13 protein-coding genes are annotated in these 16,859 nt (G+C 67.7%); 5 read left to right on the top strand and 8 right to left on the bottom strand.

The features are described 5' to 3' along the window. Nucleotides 1-34 precede the first annotated feature (34 nt). Nucleotides 35-718 (bottom strand): response regulator transcription factor, encoded by a 684-nt coding sequence (locus IB269_RS12440; protein WP_192367284.1) that lies wholly within the window; start codon nucleotides 716-718, stop codon nucleotides 35-37. A 68-nt stretch (nucleotides 719-786) separates the two neighbouring features. Here IB269_RS12440 and IB269_RS12435 point away from each other — a divergent pair, with 68 nt between their 5' ends. Beyond that, a complete protein-coding gene (locus IB269_RS12435) occupies nucleotides 787-2,739 on the top strand; it encodes a sensor histidine kinase (protein ID WP_192367283.1) in 1,953 nt (650 codons plus the stop codon). A 25-nt stretch (nucleotides 2,740-2,764) separates the two neighbouring features. Here the strand turns inward: IB269_RS12435 and IB269_RS12430 are convergent, their stop codons facing one another. Beyond that, entirely contained in the window at nucleotides 2,765-4,018 is a 1,254-nt protein-coding gene (locus IB269_RS12430; RefSeq protein WP_192367282.1) for a multifunctional CCA addition/repair protein, read from the bottom strand. Nucleotides 4,019-4,112: 94 nt separating this feature from the next. Between IB269_RS12430 and IB269_RS12425 the strand changes: the two genes are divergently transcribed. Further along, the gene (locus tag IB269_RS12425; RefSeq protein WP_192367281.1) at nucleotides 4,113-5,654 is read left to right on the top strand and encodes a M20/M25/M40 family metallo-hydrolase; all 1,542 of its coding nucleotides are present in this window, start codon (nucleotides 4,113-4,115) and stop codon (nucleotides 5,652-5,654) included. A 43-nt stretch (nucleotides 5,655-5,697) separates the two neighbouring features. Here the strand turns inward: IB269_RS12425 and IB269_RS12420 are convergent, their stop codons facing one another. Next, the gene (locus IB269_RS12420) at nucleotides 5,698-6,387 is read right to left on the bottom strand and encodes a glutathione S-transferase family protein (protein WP_097203783.1); all 690 of its coding nucleotides are present in this window, start codon (nucleotides 6,385-6,387) and stop codon (nucleotides 5,698-5,700) included. Nucleotides 6,388-6,484: 97 nt separating this feature from the next. On the opposite strand from IB269_RS12420, the gene queC reads away from it, so the two are divergent. Beyond that, entirely contained in the window at nucleotides 6,485-7,234 is a 750-nt protein-coding gene (gene queC / locus IB269_RS12415; RefSeq protein WP_192367280.1) for a 7-cyano-7-deazaguanine synthase QueC, read from the top strand. A gap of 153 nt (nucleotides 7,235-7,387) precedes the next feature. Here the strand turns inward: queC and IB269_RS12410 are convergent, their stop codons facing one another. After that, the gene (locus IB269_RS12410) at nucleotides 7,388-7,960 is read right to left on the bottom strand and encodes a 5-formyltetrahydrofolate cyclo-ligase (RefSeq protein WP_012203191.1); all 573 of its coding nucleotides are present in this window, start codon (nucleotides 7,958-7,960) and stop codon (nucleotides 7,388-7,390) included. Nucleotides 7,961-7,975: 15 nt separating this feature from the next. Between IB269_RS12410 and IB269_RS12405 the strand changes: the two genes are divergently transcribed. Next, nucleotides 7,976-9,955 carry a lytic transglycosylase domain-containing protein gene (locus IB269_RS12405; protein ID WP_192367279.1) on the top strand — a complete coding sequence of 660 codons (1,980 nt, stop codon included), beginning with the start codon at nucleotides 7,976-7,978 and terminating at the stop codon, nucleotides 9,953-9,955. A gap of 108 nt (nucleotides 9,956-10,063) precedes the next feature. Continuing rightward, nucleotides 10,064-10,627, top strand: coding sequence for a DUF4124 domain-containing protein (locus IB269_RS12400; RefSeq protein ID WP_088166004.1), 564 nt, complete (start codon nucleotides 10,064-10,066; stop codon nucleotides 10,625-10,627). Nucleotides 10,628-10,641: 14 nt separating this feature from the next. Here the strand turns inward: IB269_RS12400 and IB269_RS12395 are convergent, their stop codons facing one another. From IB269_RS12395 to IB269_RS12380, 4 genes are all read right to left on the bottom strand, one after another. Then, nucleotides 10,642-11,322, bottom strand: a complete 681-nt coding sequence (locus IB269_RS12395) for a Fe2+-dependent dioxygenase (protein WP_192367278.1) — start codon at nucleotides 11,320-11,322, stop codon at nucleotides 10,642-10,644. Nucleotides 11,323-11,401: 79 nt separating this feature from the next. Next, complete coding sequence (locus IB269_RS12390; RefSeq protein ID WP_192367277.1) at nucleotides 11,402-13,702, bottom strand: catecholate siderophore receptor Fiu; 2,301 nt, start codon at nucleotides 13,700-13,702, stop codon at nucleotides 11,402-11,404. 237 nt (nucleotides 13,703-13,939) lie between these two features. After that, on the bottom strand, nucleotides 13,940-14,911 hold the full coding sequence (locus IB269_RS12385; RefSeq protein WP_013804265.1) for an MBL fold metallo-hydrolase: 972 nt from the start codon (nucleotides 14,909-14,911) through the stop codon (nucleotides 13,940-13,942). A gap of 86 nt (nucleotides 14,912-14,997) precedes the next feature. Further along, nucleotides 14,998-16,698 (bottom strand): AMP-binding protein, encoded by a 1,701-nt coding sequence (locus IB269_RS12380; protein WP_034390222.1) that lies wholly within the window; start codon nucleotides 16,696-16,698, stop codon nucleotides 14,998-15,000. Nucleotides 16,699-16,859: the final 161 nt, after the last annotated feature.

Raw genomic sequence — 16,859 nt, 5'->3', positions numbered from 1 at the left:
CGGGGCCCAAGGCCGGGCGCCTTCAGGCCCGCCCTCAGGCCTGCACTTCGCCCGGCTGGTAGAAGCAATAGCCGCTGTTGCGCAGCGTCTTGACGGGTAGTTGCTGGCCGCTGGCCTCCTCCACCTTGCGGCGCAGCCGGCGCATCTGGGTGTCCAGGCGGCGCTGGTCGTAGACCAGGTAGTCGCCGCCCAGGGCCTGCACGATCTTTCGGCGGCTCACCTCGGTGCCTGCCTGGCCCATGAGGCACTGCAGCACCAGCAGGTCCTGCTGGGAGAGCGCGACCGGCGGGGCCGATGGGGGCAGTAGGCGGCTCGGACCCAGCTGCAACAGCCAGCGCGCCTGGCGCTGCTGCAGGCCCAGGCGGCGCACCAGCGCGGCCAGCGTGGCCTCCAGCTCGTCCAGATCACAGCCTTTGCCCAGGTAATGGTCGGCTCCGTTTTCCAGGCCGTGGATGCGGTTGGCGCTGGTGTTGTGCGCGCTGAACACGATGATGCCCAGTTGCTGGCCCTGCTGGCGCAGGCGCTGGATCAGGGCCAGGCCGCTGCCATCGGGCAGGCCGATGTCGATGATGGCCAGGCGGTGGCGCCGGGCGTCGAAGTGGCGGTCGAACTCCTGCAGGCTGGCAACGCATTGCGGCGCGTAGCCCAGGCCCTCCAGGAATTCACCCAGTTCATGGCGCAGCACGGGCTCGTCTTCGAGCAGGATCACATCAAGCATGGGGGAAGGGGGCTGAGCGGCGAGGCCGGGAGGCTGGTGTACGCTGGCGGCCCTGTGGTGGACCTCCGATGCGATATTACCGTGCAACCCTCCTGCTGCTGGCCTGGCTGCTGTGTCCGCTGCTGACCCAGGCCCAGGCGCTCCTGCTGAACCCCGATGTGCCGATGCTGGAGACCGCCGGTCAGTGGCAGCGGCTCGATGACGCCGCTGGCCTGCTCGACGCCGGGCAGGCCGACGCCGCCCCTGGATGGCAGCCGCTGCCCGGGCACCTGAACGCCAGTTTCACGCAGGCGGCGGTCTGGCTGCGCATGCCGCTGCAGGTGGAGCAGCCCGGCAGCTGGATGCTGCTGCTGGGCAATGCCCTGCTGGACGAGGTGGAGGTCCACGTGCGCAGATCCGGTGGCCCCTGGCAGCTGCTGGGGCGCAGCGGCGAAGAAGTGCCGCGCCACGCCTGGCCGGTGGACTACCGCAGTCCGGCATTCCAGTTCGAGCCCCCTGCCGCCGGGTCTTACGAGTTGCTGGTGCGCCTGCGCGCGCGCAACGCGCTCGTCACCCGCATCGATCTGTGGCAGCGACTGGCGTTCGACAACCACACGCGGCGCGAGGCCCTGTCGTTCGGCCTGTATTTCGGGCTGTACCTGCTGTTGATCGGCGTGCAGCTGGTGTTCTGGCTGGGCACGCGGGCCCCCTTGAGCGGCCTGTTCCTGGCCTATCTCAGCGTCTGCGTGCTCAATGAGGTGGTATCGCTGGGGCTGGTGCAGCAGCTGACGGGCCTGCCCGGGTTCTGGAGCGACCGCCTGCTGGGATGCGGCATTGCCGCCGCCCTTGCGATCTCCATACAACTGGCCTGCAGGCAGCTGGACCTGGCGTCGCTGTACCCGCGGCTGGTGCGCCAGATCGTGCCGCTGCTGTGGCTGTTCAGCCTGTGCTGCATGCTGCTGGTGGTGTCGGGGCACTACTCGGCGGGCATGGTCCCGGTGCAGGCCATGACCCTGCCGCTGACCCTGGGCTTTCTCGCGTTCGCCCTTTGGCTTTGGCGGCGCGGCCATGCCCCGGCACGGTTCTTCATGCTGGCGTTCGGCATCTTCTATGCCGGCGTGCTGATCTCTTTTCTGCGCAACCTGGGCTGGCTGCCCATGAATGCGCTGACCGCGCTGGTGTCCACGCATGCGTCCGCGCTGGGCACCATGGCGCACATGCTGCTGCTCAGCGGCTGGATCATCGGCGGATACGAGCACAGGCGCCGCGTTCGGGAGCGGGAGCAGGTGCTGCTGGAGGCCGAGCTTGTGCAGCGCCAGTTGCGCGAGAGTGAACTCAGCGAGGCGCTGGTGCTGGAGCGCAGGGTCCGCCAGGAGCAGCGCGACTTTGTCGCCATGGTCTCGCACGAACTGCGCACACCGCTGGCCATCATCCTGACCAGTGCGCAGCAACTGGCGCGCAATCTGGCGGCACCGCCCGACAAGACGCTGGCACGCAGCCGCAACATCCGCGAAGCCGCCCAGCGCCTGCTGGCCCTGGTGGACGACTGCCTGGCCGATGACCGCATGGCCGATCCCCAGCCCCATGCCGAGCCACGCCTGCAGCCCTGCGACCTGCATGCGCTGGTGGATGGCTTGTGCCTGGACTTTGCGCCCGGCCGCATCGTCTGCCACCTGGGCGGGGGCACGCAGCAACTGATCACCGATGCCGGCCTGCTGCGCATCGCGCTGCGCAATCTGCTGGCCAATGCAGACCGCCACACGCCCGAGGGCGAATCGGTCCGCCTGGACGTGACCAGGCAGGGTGAGGGTCTGGAGATCCAGGTCTCGAACCCCTCCGAGCCCATTGCCCAGGCGGACCAGGACCAGTTGTTCGAAAGGTATTACCGTGGCCGCAACGCCCAGCACCGGCCCGGCGCCGGGCTGGGGCTGTACCTGGTGCGGCGCATCGCCGAGCGGCTGGGCGGCAGCGTGGCCTTGTTGACGGCAGGAGGCGAGCAGCCCGTGTGCCTGCGACTGGTCCTGCCCGTGGCGCGAGCCTGATTCCCGTGTGTGGTGGCCTTTGCGCTCAGGCCGCCTGCGCCAGCCAATCGGCCACGGCCTGGGCGCGGGCTGCCTGCACGGCCTCGCCTATGGCCTTGCCCTGTTTGCCGCGCGCGGCGGCCTGGGCCGCGATGTCCGAGGTGGAGATGGACAGCGCGGCAGCCAGCGCATCGCGCAGGCGGGCACGCTGGGGGTAGGGCCGGTCCTCGAAACCCAGGCGCCCCCGCGCGTCGCATTCACAGGCCGCAAGGGCCTGCTCGAAGCGCGCGGGCTTGCGGATGGCGTCGCAGCGCTCCAGCAGGCGCACGATGGCGGCGCCGTTGAGCTCGCCGCTGCGGTGGATGTTGCCGTGCTCGCGCGCCACCACGTCGCCCAGTTCTCGGCAGTCGGTGGGCACGCGCAGCCGCTCGCCCACCTTTTCGGCCAGGCGGGCGCTGCGGTGCTCGTGTCCTATGTGGCGCGGCAGCACATCGGCCGGTGTCGTGCCCTTGCCCAGGTCGTGCACCAGGCAGGCGTAGCGCACGGGCAGCGGGGTTTCCAGCTGCGCGGCCATGTCCAGCACCATCATGGCGTGCACGCCGGTATCGACCTCGGGGTGGTATTCGGCACGCTGGGGCACGCCCCACAGGCGCTCCAGCTCGGGCAGCAGCACGGCCAGCGCACCGCATTCGCGCAGCAGCTCGAACATGCGCGAGGGCTGGCGCTCCATCAGGCCCCGGCTGATCTCCTGCCAGACGCGTTCGGGCACCAGGGCATCCACCTCGCCGGCGGCCACCATCTCTTGCATCAGGGCCATGGTTTCCGGTGCCACCGTGAATTCGTGGAACCGTGCCGCAAAGCGCGCCACGCGCAGGATGCGCACCGGGTCTTCGCGAAAGGCATCGGTCACATGGCGCAGCACCCGGGCCTGCAGGTCGGCCTGGCCGCCGTAGGGATCGTCGATGGCGCCTTTGCCATCCCAATCCGGGGGGGCTGCCATGGCGTTGATGGTCAGGTCGCGCCGGGCCAGGTCCTGCTCCAGCGTGACGTCGGGCGCCGCCTGGACGACGAAGCCGCGATAGCCTGGCCCGCTCTTGCGCTCGGTGCGCGCCAGGGCGTACTCCTCGTGGGTTTCGGGATGCAGGAAGACGGGGAAGTCCCGTCCCACGGGCATGAAGCCGCGCTCGGCCATCTGCTCGGGCGTGGCGCCGACCACGACCCAGTCGCGGTCATGCACGGCCCGCCCCAGAAGGCGGTCGCGCACCGCGCCGCCCACCATGTACACCTGAAATTCGCTCATCCCGCAATGGTACGGCCTGGGCGGTGACATGATGGCGGGCTGCACCGGGCGCCGAGGGGCGCCGCATGCCCATTTCCCATTTGGAGACAAAACCATGGCTTGGTCCTTTCGACCGCGTGTTCCCGCCCTGATCCTGGGCCTGGCGGCTGCCGGCCTGCTGTCCGCAGCCAGCGCCGCACCGCTGGCCGACACCACCCGGCAGGCGGCCCGTGCCAGCCTGCATGAATGGGTCGAGGTGCTGGCCCTGCCCAACGACGCCAATGTGCCGGCCGACATCCAGAAGAACGTGGCCTGGTTTGCCAAGGCCTTCGAGCGGCGGGGCTTCGAGGTACGGCAACTGGCCAATGGCGACAAGCCCATGCTCATGGCCACGCTGCCGTCGGCTGGGCCCGGGCGCAAGACCGTGCTGTTCTACGCCCACCTTGACGGCCAGGCCGTCAAGCCCGAGGAGTGGCAGCAGGCCAGCCCCTGGCAGGCCACGCTCAAGCAGCGCCAGCCCGACGGCCGCTGGGCCGCGCTGCCGCTGGAGCAGCTGTACGGCGAGCAGCCCGATCCGCAGTGGCGCGTGTTTGCGCGCTCGTCATCGGACGACAAGGCGCCCATCGTCATGCTGCTGGCGGCATTGGATGCGCTCAAGGCCCAGGGCAAGCAGCCGGGCGTGGACATCAAGGTGCTGCTGGATTCCGAAGAGGAAAAGGGCTCTCCCACGCTGGGCCGCGTGATCGGTGAGAACCTGGCTGCGCTGAAGTCCGATGCCATGGTGGTGCTCGACGGTCCCATGCACGCCAGCAACCGGCCCACCCTGGTGTTCGGCAACCGGGGCATTGCCCAGGCCACGCTCACTGTCTATGGCGCCAGCCAGGAACTGCACAGCGGCCACTACGGCAACTACGCGGCCAATCCGGCCCAGACCCTGGCGCGCCTGCTGGCCAGCATGAAGGGCGATGACGGCAAGGTGCTGATCCAGGGCTACTACGACGGCATCGAGTTCGATGCGCAGGCACGCGAGGTGATGCAGGCCGTGCCCGACGACGAGGCTGCGCTGCGCAAGCGCCTGGGCATTGCGAAGGCCGAGACCGTGGGACGCAACTACCAGGAGTCCATGCAATACCCCTCGCTGAACGTGCGCGGCCTGCAAAGCGCCGAGGTGGGCAGCAAGGCGCGTACCGTGGTGCCCTCCGTGGCCGTGGCCGAGATCGACATGCGCACCGTACCCGAGACGCCTCCCGAGCGGCTGGAGAAGCTGTTGCGCACCCATATCGAGGCGCAGGGCTTCCATCTGGCCGATGGCCCGCCCACGGCCGAGCAGCGTGCCAGCCACCCCAAGCTGGCCACCCTCAAGCTGGGCGGTGTATCAGCCTCCGGCTCTGCCGTTCGCACACCGCTGGATGCCCCTGTCGGCCAGTGGCTGCGCAAGGGCATGAACAAGGCCTGGGACAGCGACCCGGTGCAGATCCGCATGATGGGCGGCACCGTGCCCACGGGCGCGGCTGTTCAGGCGCTGAAGATTCCCTTCGTCATCGTGCCCCTGGTCAATGCCGACAACAACCAGCACAGCTTTGACGAGAACATGCGCCTGGGCAACTACTTCGATGGCGTGCACAGCCTGGTGCATCTGCTGGCCGAGCCGTTCTGACAGGCGGCAGACAGGCGGCAGACTGGCAGCAGACAGGCGGCACTCAGCCCGCCGCAGCCGTGCGGTACGGCTCCTCGAAGGGCCGGAAATCATGCTCGGCCAGTGCGCCCTGCACCCAGTCCTGCACGCCCGGCAGGGCGCGCACGCGGCGCACGTAGGCGTCAATGGCCGGTGCCACGGGCAGCTCATAGGTCGCCAGGCGCATGCACACGGGGGCGAAGAAGGCATCGACGATGCTGAACTGGTCGTACAGCATGGGGCCGCTGGCCGTGGACAGCAGCGGTTGCCACAGCTCGGACAGGTGCTGCACATCGTCGCGCAGTGCGGCGTTCTCTGCCCATAGCCGCGCGCCGACCTCGGGCAGCTGGGCCTCGATGTTCATCGGGCACAGCGAGCGCAGGGCGCCGAAGCCGCTGTGCATCTCGGCGCAGAGGCTGCGCGCGCGGGCGCGGTTCAGCGCCAGCGTGGGCCATAGGTGCTTTTCAGGGAATTTCTCGGCCAGGTACTCGCAGATGGCCAGGCTGTCCCAGATGGCCATGCCTTCATCCATGAGCACGGGCACGCGGCCCGAGGGCGAGAGCGCGCGGGCGCGCTGCTTGAAGGCGGACTGCTCGTCGAAGCTGTCAAAGCGCAGCATGACCTCTTCGAAAGCAATGCCGGCCTGGCGCATCAGCACCCAGGGGCGCATGGACCAGGACGAATAATTCTTGTTGCCGATATAGAGCGTGAGCATGGCCGCAACCTCCGCGATAGGCCCTACAGCTTAGCAAGCATGGCAGGAAAACCCATGTAGGAGCCGGGCGCTGCCTGGGCGCGCTCTAATGCGTGCCATGCAAAACGATAGCTCTTCTCCCCAGGCGCCAGCGGCGCGCCACACGGCTGCGCTGGTCCTGTTTTCCGGCGGCCAGGATTCGACCACCTGCCTGGCGCAGGCGCTGTCGCTGTACGAGCGCGTCGAGACCCTGGGTTTTGACTATGGCCAGCGCCACAGCGTGGAAATGCAGGTGCGCCAGCAGGTGCGCGAGCGGCTGTCCAGGGACTTTCCCCAATGGGCTCCGCGCCTGGGCGATGACCATGTCCTCTCGCTGGACGTGCTGCAACAGATCGGCGGCTCCTCCCTGACCGAGGACGTGGCCTTCGCCATGCAGGCCGACGGCCTGCCCAACACCTTCGTGCCCGGCCGCAACCTGCTGTTCCTGACCCTGGCCGGCGCGCTGGCCTACCGGCGCGGCCTGTCGGTGATCGTCACCGGCGTCTGCGAGACCGACTACTCTGGCTACCCCGACTGCCGAGACGACACCATGAAGGCCATGCAGCTCGCCCTGAACCTGGGCCTGGAGCGGCGCCTGCGCATCGAAACGCCCCTGATGTGGATAGACAAGGCCCAAACCTGGCAAATGGCCCACGACCTGGGCGGCGACACCCTGGTGGACCTCATCCAGCGCGACACCCACACCTGCTACCAGGGCACGCGCGAGACACTGCACGACTGGGGCTACGGCTGCGGCATCTGCCCAGCCTGCGACCTGCGCTCGCGCGGCTGGACCCAATGGCGGGCTCAGCGCGAGACAGCAAATTAAAGAAGCACAGCGCTAAAAACCGGCGCAGCCCAAAACCAGGGACGCCGAGCAAGAGCCGCCTCGCGGCGGGGGCGCCCAGCCGAGGGCGTCGTCCCCCTCCCTCGCGCAGCGAGTAGAGAGGGGGAAGCGGCGAAGCCGCTCAGGGGGAGCTTGCTACACCGGCCAGACGACCCCATGGTCATTCAGGATGGCGTCCAGCGGCAGGTCATGTGGCTCGGGCTCGAACTCGTCCACATAGCCGCAGCCGTAGCCCAGGCCCACGGTGAAGGGCTTGGGCTGCAGCTCGGCCAGGGTGCGGTCGTAGAAACCGCCGCCATAGCCCAGGCGGTAGCCACCAGCCGCGTAGCCCACGCAGGGCACGAACAGCAGGGTGGGGGTGAGGGTTTCGGTGTCCTTGGGCTTAGGGATGCCATAGGCATCCTCTTCCATGGGACAGCCCGGGTACCAGGCGTGAAAGCTGAGTGTCTTACGCTGCTTGTCAATCACCGGCAGTCCGATTCGGCGCCTTTGTGGGGTACCCTGTAGCTCGCCATCTTCCTTCCAGCGGTGAAGCGCGGGCAGCGGATCGAACTCTCCCTTGATCGGCCAATAGGCGCCGATCACGGTGTCGGGCCGCTGTATCAGCCAAAAGCGCATGACCTGCTGCAGTGCGTCGGCGCGCTGCAGTCGGTCGGGAAGATTGAGGCGCTGGTCTATCAAGCTGCGGCGCAGGGCTGCTTTGTCCATCAGATAATTTCCTCCATGCACTGGCTGAAGATTTTGACACCGCTTTTGGCGGCTTCCCTCTGGACCACCGCAGCCACGCCTGCGCTGGCGCAAAACCGTGGCGACGATGTCTTGCTGGAAATGCAGCAGGCCTTCCGCAAAGGCGACAAGGCCAAGCTCACGCAGCTGCTGCCTTCTGCGCGTGGCCATGTGCTCGAACCTTGGGCCGCGTACTGGGAACTCAAGGCCCGGCTGGATGAAGCCAGTGCCGATGAGATTCTGGGGTTTTTCAAGCGCTGGCCCGGCACCTACCAGGAAGACCGGCTGCGCAACGACTGGCTGCTGCTGCTGGGGCAGCGCCGCGACTGGGGCATGTTCGACCAGGTGCATGGTGCGTTTCGCATGCGCGATGACCGCTCCGTCAGCTGCTACGCCCTGCTGATCGACAGCATCAAGGGCCAGCCTGCTGCCAACCTGGGCCAGCAGGTGCGCGACCTGTGGTGGGCCCAGCGCGACGCCGACGACGGCTGCACCTACGCCGCCGGCGAGCTGTACGCGGCCAAGCAGATCAGCGAACCCGAAGTCTGGCGCAAGGCGCGCCAGGCGGCCGAGGCCAATCGCCAAAAGGCCACGCGCGATGCGGTGGCCATCGTCGCTCCCGAGGCCTTGCCCCAGGTGGCACAGGTCTTTGCCTCGCCCGCCAAGTACCTGGCCGGGCAGACGCGCGTGCGCGGTGCCGTGCCCAAGGAGCTGGCGCTGCTGGCGTTGATCCGCATGGCCTCCAGCGACCCGGCGGCGGCGGCCACCCAGCTGGAAGGCGGCTGGGGTGCCCGGCTGACGGCCGAGGAGAACAACTGGGCCTGGGGCGTGATCGGCAAGCAGGCAGCACTCAAGCTGCAGCCCGAGGCGGCGACCTATTTCGGCAAGGTGCGCAAGGACGGCGACCTCAGCGATGAACTGCTGGGCTGGAAGGTGCGCGCCGCGTTGCGTGCAGGCGACTGGCGCACGGTGCGCCGCGCCATCGACGCCATGGGGGCCGAGCGTACCGATCCCACCTGGACCTACTGGAAGGCGCGTGCCCTGCTGTCAGGCCGCCCCAGCGAGCAGGAGCGCTCCGAGGCGCGCCAACTGCTGGAGGACATGGCCGGCCCCGGCAGTTTCTACGAGCAGCTGGCGCTGGAGGATATCGGCCAGCGCGTGGCGGCGCCACCTCCGCCTGCGCCGCCCACGGCACAGGAGAAGGCCGCCGCCCGCGCCAACCCCAGCCTGGTGCGCGGCCTCTACGCCATCCAGAACGGCCTGCGCAGCGAAGGCGTGCGCGAATGGAACTACGCCACCAACCTGCACCAGGCCGGCGGCATGAGCGACCGCGAACTGCTGGCCGCCGCCGATCTGGCCTGCCACCAGCAGGTCTGGGACCGCTGCATCAACACCAGCGAGCGCACCCGCAGCTTTGCCGACTGGAACCAGCGCTTTCCCATGCCTTTCCACGACACGGTGCTGGCGCGCTCGCGCTCCATCGGCCTGGACCCGGCCTACGTCTATGGCCTGATCCGCCAGGAAAGCCGCTTCATCATGGACGCCCGCTCGGGCGTGGGCGCCTCGGGCCTGATGCAGGTCATGCCGGCCACGGCCCGCTGGACGGCGCGCAAGATCGGCATGACGGACTTTTCCCCGTCCATGATCAATGACCGCGAGGTGAACATCACCATCGGCACCGCCTATCTAAAGCTGGCGCTGGACGATTTCGACGGTTCCATGGCGCTGGCTGCGGCCGGCTACAACGCCGGTCCCGGCCGCCCGCGCAACTGGCGCAACGGCCCGGTGCTCGACGCCGCCATCTGGGCCGAGAACGTGCCCTTCACCGAGACGCGCGACTACGTGAAGAAGGTGCTGTCCAACACCACCAACTACGCGGCGCTCATCACGGGCCAGCCCCAGTCGCTCAAGAGCCGCCTGGGCACCATCGGCCCCCGCGACGCAGCCACGCCCGACCCCAGCAAGGACCTGCCCTGAGCCGCACTTGACATTCCTGCGGGGTGCGGCGATGCCTGTCGGCGCTACACTTGGTTACCGACTGGCGGGCCGCATGCCGCGGCCCCGGATACCGCAGGGGTTTCAACAATGACAACAACATGGAGCCGCACGGCCTGGGCCGCGCTGGGTCTTGCATGGGCGTGCACGGCGGCAGCGCAGCCGGTCTACAAATGGGTGGACGCGGAAGGGCGCACGCATTACGGATCGCAGCTGCCCACCGACCAGGCCGATGCCGGCCAGATCAAGGTATCGCCCAATGGCAGCTCGGGCGCAGGCTCGGGCCGGTTTGGCGAAGAGCGCAATCCCGACGGCACGAAGAAGCTGCCCAAGCAGGTGCGCGAGATGGCGGACGGCGTGGCCAAGGGCCTGAGCAAGGTCGACTCCAAGGAGGTGCCGCTGAACTGCGCCGCCGCCGTGGACAACATCCGCAGCCAAGTGGACACCATGGTCGAGAACGGGCAGAAGAACGTCAAGGGCGGCTACATCACCCAGGCGCAGTTCGATGCAACCGCGGGCAAGTTCCGCGAGGCGCGCACGCACGCCACCGTGGCCGACTGCCAGGCCTCCACGGGCCGCTCCAAGGCCATGTACCAGTGCATGTCCAACAGCTACAACCACCTGATCGGCTGTGCCGAAAAGCACAAGCCCTGAAGCGATCCGATTCCTCAGGTCTCCGCCCACATGCGCAGCAGGTTGTGATATTGGCCCGCGAGGCTGAGGGTTTCGTCGGTCTCGCCCAGTTTTTCGCGCAGGCGCTGTATGGTCTGGTCCATCTCGAACAGCATGGCCCGGCGTGTGTCGTCGCGCACCATGCTCTGCGCCCAGAAGAAGGAGCACACGCGCTCGCCCCGGGTGACCGGTTCCACGCGGTGCAGGCTGGTGGAGGGGTAGAGGATGAGATCGCCGGCCGGCAGCTTGACCTCGTGCGTGCCGTAGGTGTCCGCCACGACCAGCTCGCCGCCGTCGTAGTCCTCGGGATCGCAGAGGAAGAGGGTGCAGGACACATCGGTGCGCATCCACTGCTGCGCGCCTGACAGGCGCCGCGCCGCACCGTCCACGTGCAGGCCATAGGTTTCACTGTCCGCATAGCGGTTGAACAGCGGCGACATGGTGCGTGCGGGCAGGGCGGCACTGAAGTACAGCGCATTGGCCGCCAGCGCCTGCTCGATGATGCGGCCCTGCTCCAGTGCCACGGGCGAGTCTTCGGGCAACTGGCGGTTGCGCTTGACCCGGGCGCCCTGGCTGCCTGCCGTGGCACGGCCATCCACCCAGTCGGCGGCATCGATGGCCGAGCGGATGGCGGCAACCTGCTCGCGCGTGAGCACATGGGGAATGTGCAGCATCATGGTGTATGTCCTTGCATCGGGAAGCCCCGGCGGGGAGAGGGGCTGACGGGGGCGATGGCCGGGTGCCCGGCCCTTGCATTCAGAACTTCAGCGTCGCGACCAGTCTGGCCGAGCGTGCCGTACCCGGGATGTAGCGCGCGCCGCCGTTGTTGAGGCTGGCCACGTATTTCTTGTCGGCCAGGTTGTAGATATTGAGCTGAAGGCGCAGGTTCTTGCTGACCTCGTAGGCCATGAAGGCGTCATACACCCAGTAGGCCTGGGCGCTGGGCATATTGGTGGTGGCCTGCACGGCGGAGTTGCTGACCAGGCGTGCCATCCTGTCCATGTAGCGGGCTCCTCCGCCCAGGGTCAGTCCGTTGCCGAAGCGGTAGGTGCTCCAGCTGGTGAAGCTCAGCCTGGGCGACCAGTTCAGGTGCGCGCCGGTCTGGGAGGACGTGCCCTGCGCTATGTTGGTGTTCATGCGCGCCAGGCCGGCCGTGATGTTCCAGGCCGGCGTCATCTGGCCGACGGCGCCCAGCTCAATGCCCTTGACCTGCTTCTTGCCGTACTGGGTGACCACGCCGGTGACGCTGTCCCGGGTGCCCAGATCATTGCGCACCGTGGTCTGGAACAGCGCGGCCGTCAGCAGCAGCCGCCTGTCCAGGATGTCCCACTTGGTGCCCATTTCCAGGTTGGTGGCCTTGGAGGGGTCCATGGCGGAGTGGTTGATGTTGCCCTCGGTGGCGCTGAGCGCGAAGTTGCTGCCGCCCGGCGGCTGCTGCGACGTCGAAATGCCGGCGTAGATGCTGCCGTACTCCACGGGCTTGAAGACCAGTCCCAGCTTGGCACTGAGCAGGCTGCCGCTGCTGCCCAACTGGGTGGTGGTCTGCGCACCCGTGCTGGCATTGGGCGCCGTGGTGTTGTCATTGGCGCTGCGGTAGCGGTCCCAGCGCAGGCCACCGTTGAGCTGCCACTGCGGGCTGAACTCGATGCTGTCGAAGGCGTACAGCGCAAGGGTCTTGGTATCGCCTTCGTTGAGCTGGCCGGTATAGCGGATGTCCTGGCCCGTGATCGCATCGCTGACGCTGGGATCGTAGAGATTGGCGGGCGCCATGGCGCCTGCGCCCGTGCGCCCCCGGGAGGTCTGCTTCTCGTAGATCAGCTCCAGGCCCGCGCTCAGCGCATGCTGCAGCCCGCCGCTCCTGAAGTTCGATGAAAGGCTGGTCTGGTTGGTGAACAACTGGTTGGATTGCCAGCGCAACTGGCGCGAGCGCGAGGCAGTCCAGGTGGCGGGGTCCGGGCGACCCACGGCGCTTGCGCCGCTTCCGTCGCTGACGATGCCCGAGGTGCCCGTGAGCAACTGGTCGATCTTGCTGCGTCCCACGCGCGTGATGTTGCGCACCGTGGTGCCGGGTGACAGGTCGTGCTCGAAGCGCACGGTGGCCTGGTTCAGCTCGGTCTTGCTGAAGTCGTCCAGGCTGCCGTAGAAGTTGGACGGGTCCACGGGCTGTATGTCTTTGATGCCCAGTATGGACAATGCGCCGTTGTAGAAGCCTGGAAGTCCCACGGTGGGCACGCCGCCATCGGGACGGTTGTCGTATTGCAGCAGTTGCATGTCGGCGATGAGGCGCGTGGGCGTGCCCAGCCCCAGGGCCAGCGATGGCGCCATGCCCATGCCCTGGTCGCGCACGAAGTCGCGGCCTGCGACACCACTGCTCTGGACCATGGCGTTCAGACGCAGGGCGGCGGTGTCGCCGAGCTGCCGGTTCAGGTCTGCAGTGGCGCGGTTGGTGTCGGCGGTGCCGGTGCCAAGGCGTATCTGCGACAGATCGCCCAGCATCGGCAGCTTGGTGCGCATGTTGATGCTGCCGGAAGGCGCGCCGCGCCCGTACTCGGAACCCGAGGCGCCCTTGACGATCTCGATGTCCTCGATGTTGAAGGTGTCGCGCACCGAGCTGCCCAGGTTGCGCACGCCGTCGATGAAGATGCTGCCTGTGGTGTCGAAGCCGCGCATGAAGATGTTGTCCTTGCTGTTGGAGTTGCCGCCTTCTCCCAGCAACAGGGTCACGCCGGGCGTGTTGCGCAAGGCTTCCTGCAAGGTGGTTGCTTCCTGTTCCTCCATGACTTCCCGGCGTATCACCGACAGGGTCTGGGGCGTGTCCACCAGCGGGCGGGTGAACTTGGGGGATGCTGCCTTTTGCGCCTTGTAGCCGCCGTCATGGCGGTCGCGGACCTGGACTTCCCCGAGTGTCTGGTCCAGCGGAGCTGGCGTGGCGGGCTGCGCCTGGATCTGCATCGGCAGGCTCAGTGCCATCAGCGTGGCGGCGATGCCCACGGCATGCGGCCGTGTCGCAGCCGCGCAGTGCTTGCGGCCGGTGATGTGATTGGTGTGGTGAGCCATGCCCGCCTCCCTCGCTGTGCAGGATTGGATGCTGGCTGGCGGGGCGGCTGGACGCGGAGCGCGTCATGTGGCAGGCCTGAGGCTCGCTCTGATCAGCGCAGGCACTTGGCCTGCAGTGCGATTCCCGTGGACGTCAGGAGCGCCTTTTTGCTGATCAGCGAATGCTAGTCATTGCCATTTGTGAAATCTATCAGAGCATTCTTAATTTCTTTTACGTCTATCGCAGATCTGTTTCGTTCAGGCGTTGTGAACCCATTCGCCCTCGCGCTGCGCCGCGCCCGATTGCACCAGTGCATCCACCAGCGTGCGGCTCCAGTGCTCGGCGGTTTCGTGGCTGAAATAGCCTGCATGCAGCATGCCGAAGTAGGGCGTGGCGGCCAGCCAGGCCAGCAGATCGGTGGTGCGTATGCGTTGCCAGTCCAGCAGCCGGTACTTGAGCAGCACCTTGGCCGCGTAGAGCGCGTGGCGCTCGGGGGCGCGCACAAAGCCGTCCAGGCGGCGGCGCGCCGTGTCCAGCGCGGCGGCCACTCCCGTGAAAACGCCACCGTGGCCGGGGACGATGGTGAGCGGTGCCAGGCCTTCGATCACGTCGAGCGTGGCGGCCACTTCGTCGAAGGCGCTCAGGCCCTCGATCTCGGGGAAGACCACGCCGAAGCCGTTTTCCCAGAGCGCGTCGGCCGAGATCAGGGTGCGGCTGGCGGGCTCGAACAGGATGATGGAGTGCGGATCGTGCCCGGGCGCGGCATGGATCTGCCAGTCACGCCCCGACAGCCGCACGCTGGTGCCGGGCTGCAGCACGCCGGTCAGCGCAAATTGCGGGCATTCCTGGCCGGTGGGCGTGTAGCTCAGTGCAGCGGGGTTCCAGTCGCGCACGAAGGCGGCCTGGCCCGGTGCGGCGTAGGTCCGGGCCTGCGGCCAGCGCGCCTGCAAGGCAGCATTGCCGCCGCAGTGATCGCTGTGCAGATGGGTGTTGAGGATGCGTGCCAGCGGTTGGCCGGCCAGCGTCTGCTCGACCAGCAGCACGGTCTGCCCGGCATGGCTGACGTAGCCGGTATCGACCACGGCAGCGCCGTCGTCCTGCGGGTCGTCCACAGGGACATCGGTATCGGCGGCGAAGACGATGTTGTTGGCCGACAGCCAGCCGCGCTCCAGCACGGTCATGCCGGGGGGCAGCGCGGCGCTGTCGCTGGTTGGGGCGGAAGTTGTCATGAGGAGGCGGGGCGGCTTTTGCCCAAGGCTAACAGCCGCAGGCAGCCACGGCTGACGCGTGGGCTACAGCTGCGGCCGTGCGGGTTTCAGGCGGGATCGCGCAGGGCGCGCCTGAGGATCTTGCCTACGTTGGTCTTGGGCAGTTCGTCGCGGAACTCCACCGTGCGCGGGCGCTTGTAGCCGGTGAGCTGGTCATGGCAAAAGCGCATCACCTGGTCCTCGGTCAGTGCCGGGTCGCTGCGCACCACGTAGACCTTGATGGCCTCGCCCTGGCGCTCGTCGGCCACGCCCACGGCTGCGCATTCGAGCACGCCGGGGCACATGGAGATCACGTTCTCCAGCTCGTTCGGATAGACGTTGAAGCCGCTGACCACCATCATGTCCTTCTTGCGGTCGATGATGCGGGTGAAGCCCTCCTGGTCCATCACGCCGATGTCGCCGGTGCGCATGTAGCCGTCGGCCGTGAAGGCCTTGGCGGTTTCGTCCGGCTGGTTGTAGTAGCCGCGCATGACGTTGGGGCCCTTGATGCACAGCTCGCCGGCCTCTCCCATGGGCAGGTCGCGGCCTTCGTCGTCCTTGATGGCGATGGAGATGCCCGGCAGCGGCAGGCCGATGGTGCCGCTGAAGGAGGTGGTGATGACGGGGTTGTTGGTGCCGATGGCGCAGGTCTCGCTCATGCCCCAGCCTTCGATCATCACGCTGCCCGTGACCTGCTGCCACTGGCGCGCTGTGCCCTCGCTGGCGGCCATGCCCCCGGCCTGCGACACGCGCAGTTGCGAGAAGTCCAGCTCGCGGAACTGGGCGTTGTTGAGCAGGGCGTTGAACAGGGTGTTGACGGCCGGCAGGATGTGGAAGGGCCGTTTTTGCAGCACCTTGACGAACTTGGGGATGTCGCGCGGATTGGGGATCAGGCTCAGGCTGGCGCCCATGCGCATGGCAAACAGGCTCACCGTGAGCGCGAAGATGTGGTACAGCGGCAGCGCCGCGATGATGTGCGTGTCCTGGGCCTTCACGCGGCCATGCAGCGCCGGCGTGAACCAGGCATGGGCCTGCAGCGTGGCGGCCACGATGCAGCGGTGGGTGAGCACGGCGCCCTTGGACAGGCCCGTGGTGCCGCCCGTGTACTGGAGAAAGGCCACCGAATCCAGCCCCGCCTGGCTGGGCCGCAGCTCTTTCTGGGCGCCGCGCGCCAGCGCCTGGGAAAAGGTCGTGACCTCGCGCACCGTGCCGCCCGCCCCGTCCAGCGGCAGGCTGTAGGCCGGCACCATCTTGGCCAGGTGGCGCACGGCGAAGGTGATCCAGCTGCCGTACATGCCGCCCAGCAGATCGCCCATGGCCGTGACGCAGACATGGCGTATGGCGCTGCGCTCGATCACGTCGGCCAGGGTGTGGGCGAAGTTCTCCAGGATGATGATGGCCGTGGCGCCCGAGTCCTTGAGCTGGTGCTCCAGCTCGCGCGGGGTGTACAGCGGATTGACGTTGACGCAGGTGTAGCCGGCGCGCAGCACGGCCGCCATGCTCACGGCGAACTGCGGCACATTGGGCAGCATGATGGCCACGCGCGCATCGGGCTCCAGGCCCAGCCCCTGCAGCCAGGCGCCCAGGCGGGTGGACAGCTGGTCCAGCTCGCGGTAACTCATCCAGCGGTCCATGCAGACCGAAAAGGGCAGGTCCGCATGCTGGGTGAAGGCCTCCTCCAGCAGGTGTGTGAGCGAGCGGTATTGCTCGGGATGCACCTCGTGAGGCACATCGGCGGGATAGTTCTTGAGCCAGGGCGCAGCGTCCATGCAGGGTACCTTGGGTTGCTGGGAAGACAGGGGGACAGCGAAGTTGCAGGCGCCGGTCGGCCGGCCACCGCTGCGGCCGATTCTGGTCAGGCGGGTGCTTTGCGGTCTACACGGGGTTGTCCTAGGGCCTGTGCTACGTTGGCTTCTTTTTTCATTGGGGA

The organism is Delftia sp. DLF01, from assembly GCF_014852125.1.
Taxonomy (GTDB): domain Bacteria; phylum Pseudomonadota; class Gammaproteobacteria; order Burkholderiales; family Burkholderiaceae_C; genus Comamonas; species Comamonas acidovorans.
This window is presented reverse-complemented; position numbering and strand designations above follow the sequence as displayed.

What these genes read in the sequence shown, in the direction of transcription:
- IB269_RS12390 (WP_192367277.1), bottom strand. Translation starts at nt 13,702, where the DNA reads ATGGCTCACCACACCAATCACATCACCGGCCGCAAGCACTGCGCGGCT.
- IB269_RS12425 (WP_192367281.1), top strand. Translation starts at nt 4,113, where the DNA reads ATGGCTTGGTCCTTTCGACCGCGTGTTCCCGCCCTGATCCTGGGCCTG.
- queC (WP_192367280.1), top strand. Translation starts at nt 6,485, where the DNA reads ATGCAAAACGATAGCTCTTCTCCCCAGGCGCCAGCGGCGCGCCACACG.
- IB269_RS12385 (WP_013804265.1), bottom strand. Translation starts at nt 14,911, where the DNA reads ATGACAACTTCCGCCCCAACCAGCGACAGCGCCGCGCTGCCCCCCGGC.
- IB269_RS12440 (WP_192367284.1), bottom strand. Translation starts at nt 718, where the DNA reads ATGCTTGATGTGATCCTGCTCGAAGACGAGCCCGTGCTGCGCCATGAA.
- IB269_RS12420 (WP_097203783.1), bottom strand. Translation starts at nt 6,387, where the DNA reads ATGCTCACGCTCTATATCGGCAACAAGAATTATTCGTCCTGGTCCATG.
- IB269_RS12380 (WP_034390222.1), bottom strand. Translation starts at nt 16,698, where the DNA reads ATGGACGCTGCGCCCTGGCTCAAGAACTATCCCGCCGATGTGCCTCAC.
- IB269_RS12435 (WP_192367283.1), top strand. Translation starts at nt 787, where the DNA reads ATGCGATATTACCGTGCAACCCTCCTGCTGCTGGCCTGGCTGCTGTGT.
- IB269_RS12395 (WP_192367278.1), bottom strand. Translation starts at nt 11,322, where the DNA reads ATGATGCTGCACATTCCCCATGTGCTCACGCGCGAGCAGGTTGCCGCC.
- IB269_RS12430 (WP_192367282.1), bottom strand. Translation starts at nt 4,018, where the DNA reads ATGAGCGAATTTCAGGTGTACATGGTGGGCGGCGCGGTGCGCGACCGC.
- IB269_RS12410 (WP_012203191.1), bottom strand. Translation starts at nt 7,960, where the DNA reads ATGGACAAAGCAGCCCTGCGCCGCAGCTTGATAGACCAGCGCCTCAAT.
- IB269_RS12405 (WP_192367279.1), top strand. Translation starts at nt 7,976, where the DNA reads ATGCACTGGCTGAAGATTTTGACACCGCTTTTGGCGGCTTCCCTCTGG.
- IB269_RS12400 (WP_088166004.1), top strand. Translation starts at nt 10,064, where the DNA reads ATGACAACAACATGGAGCCGCACGGCCTGGGCCGCGCTGGGTCTTGCA.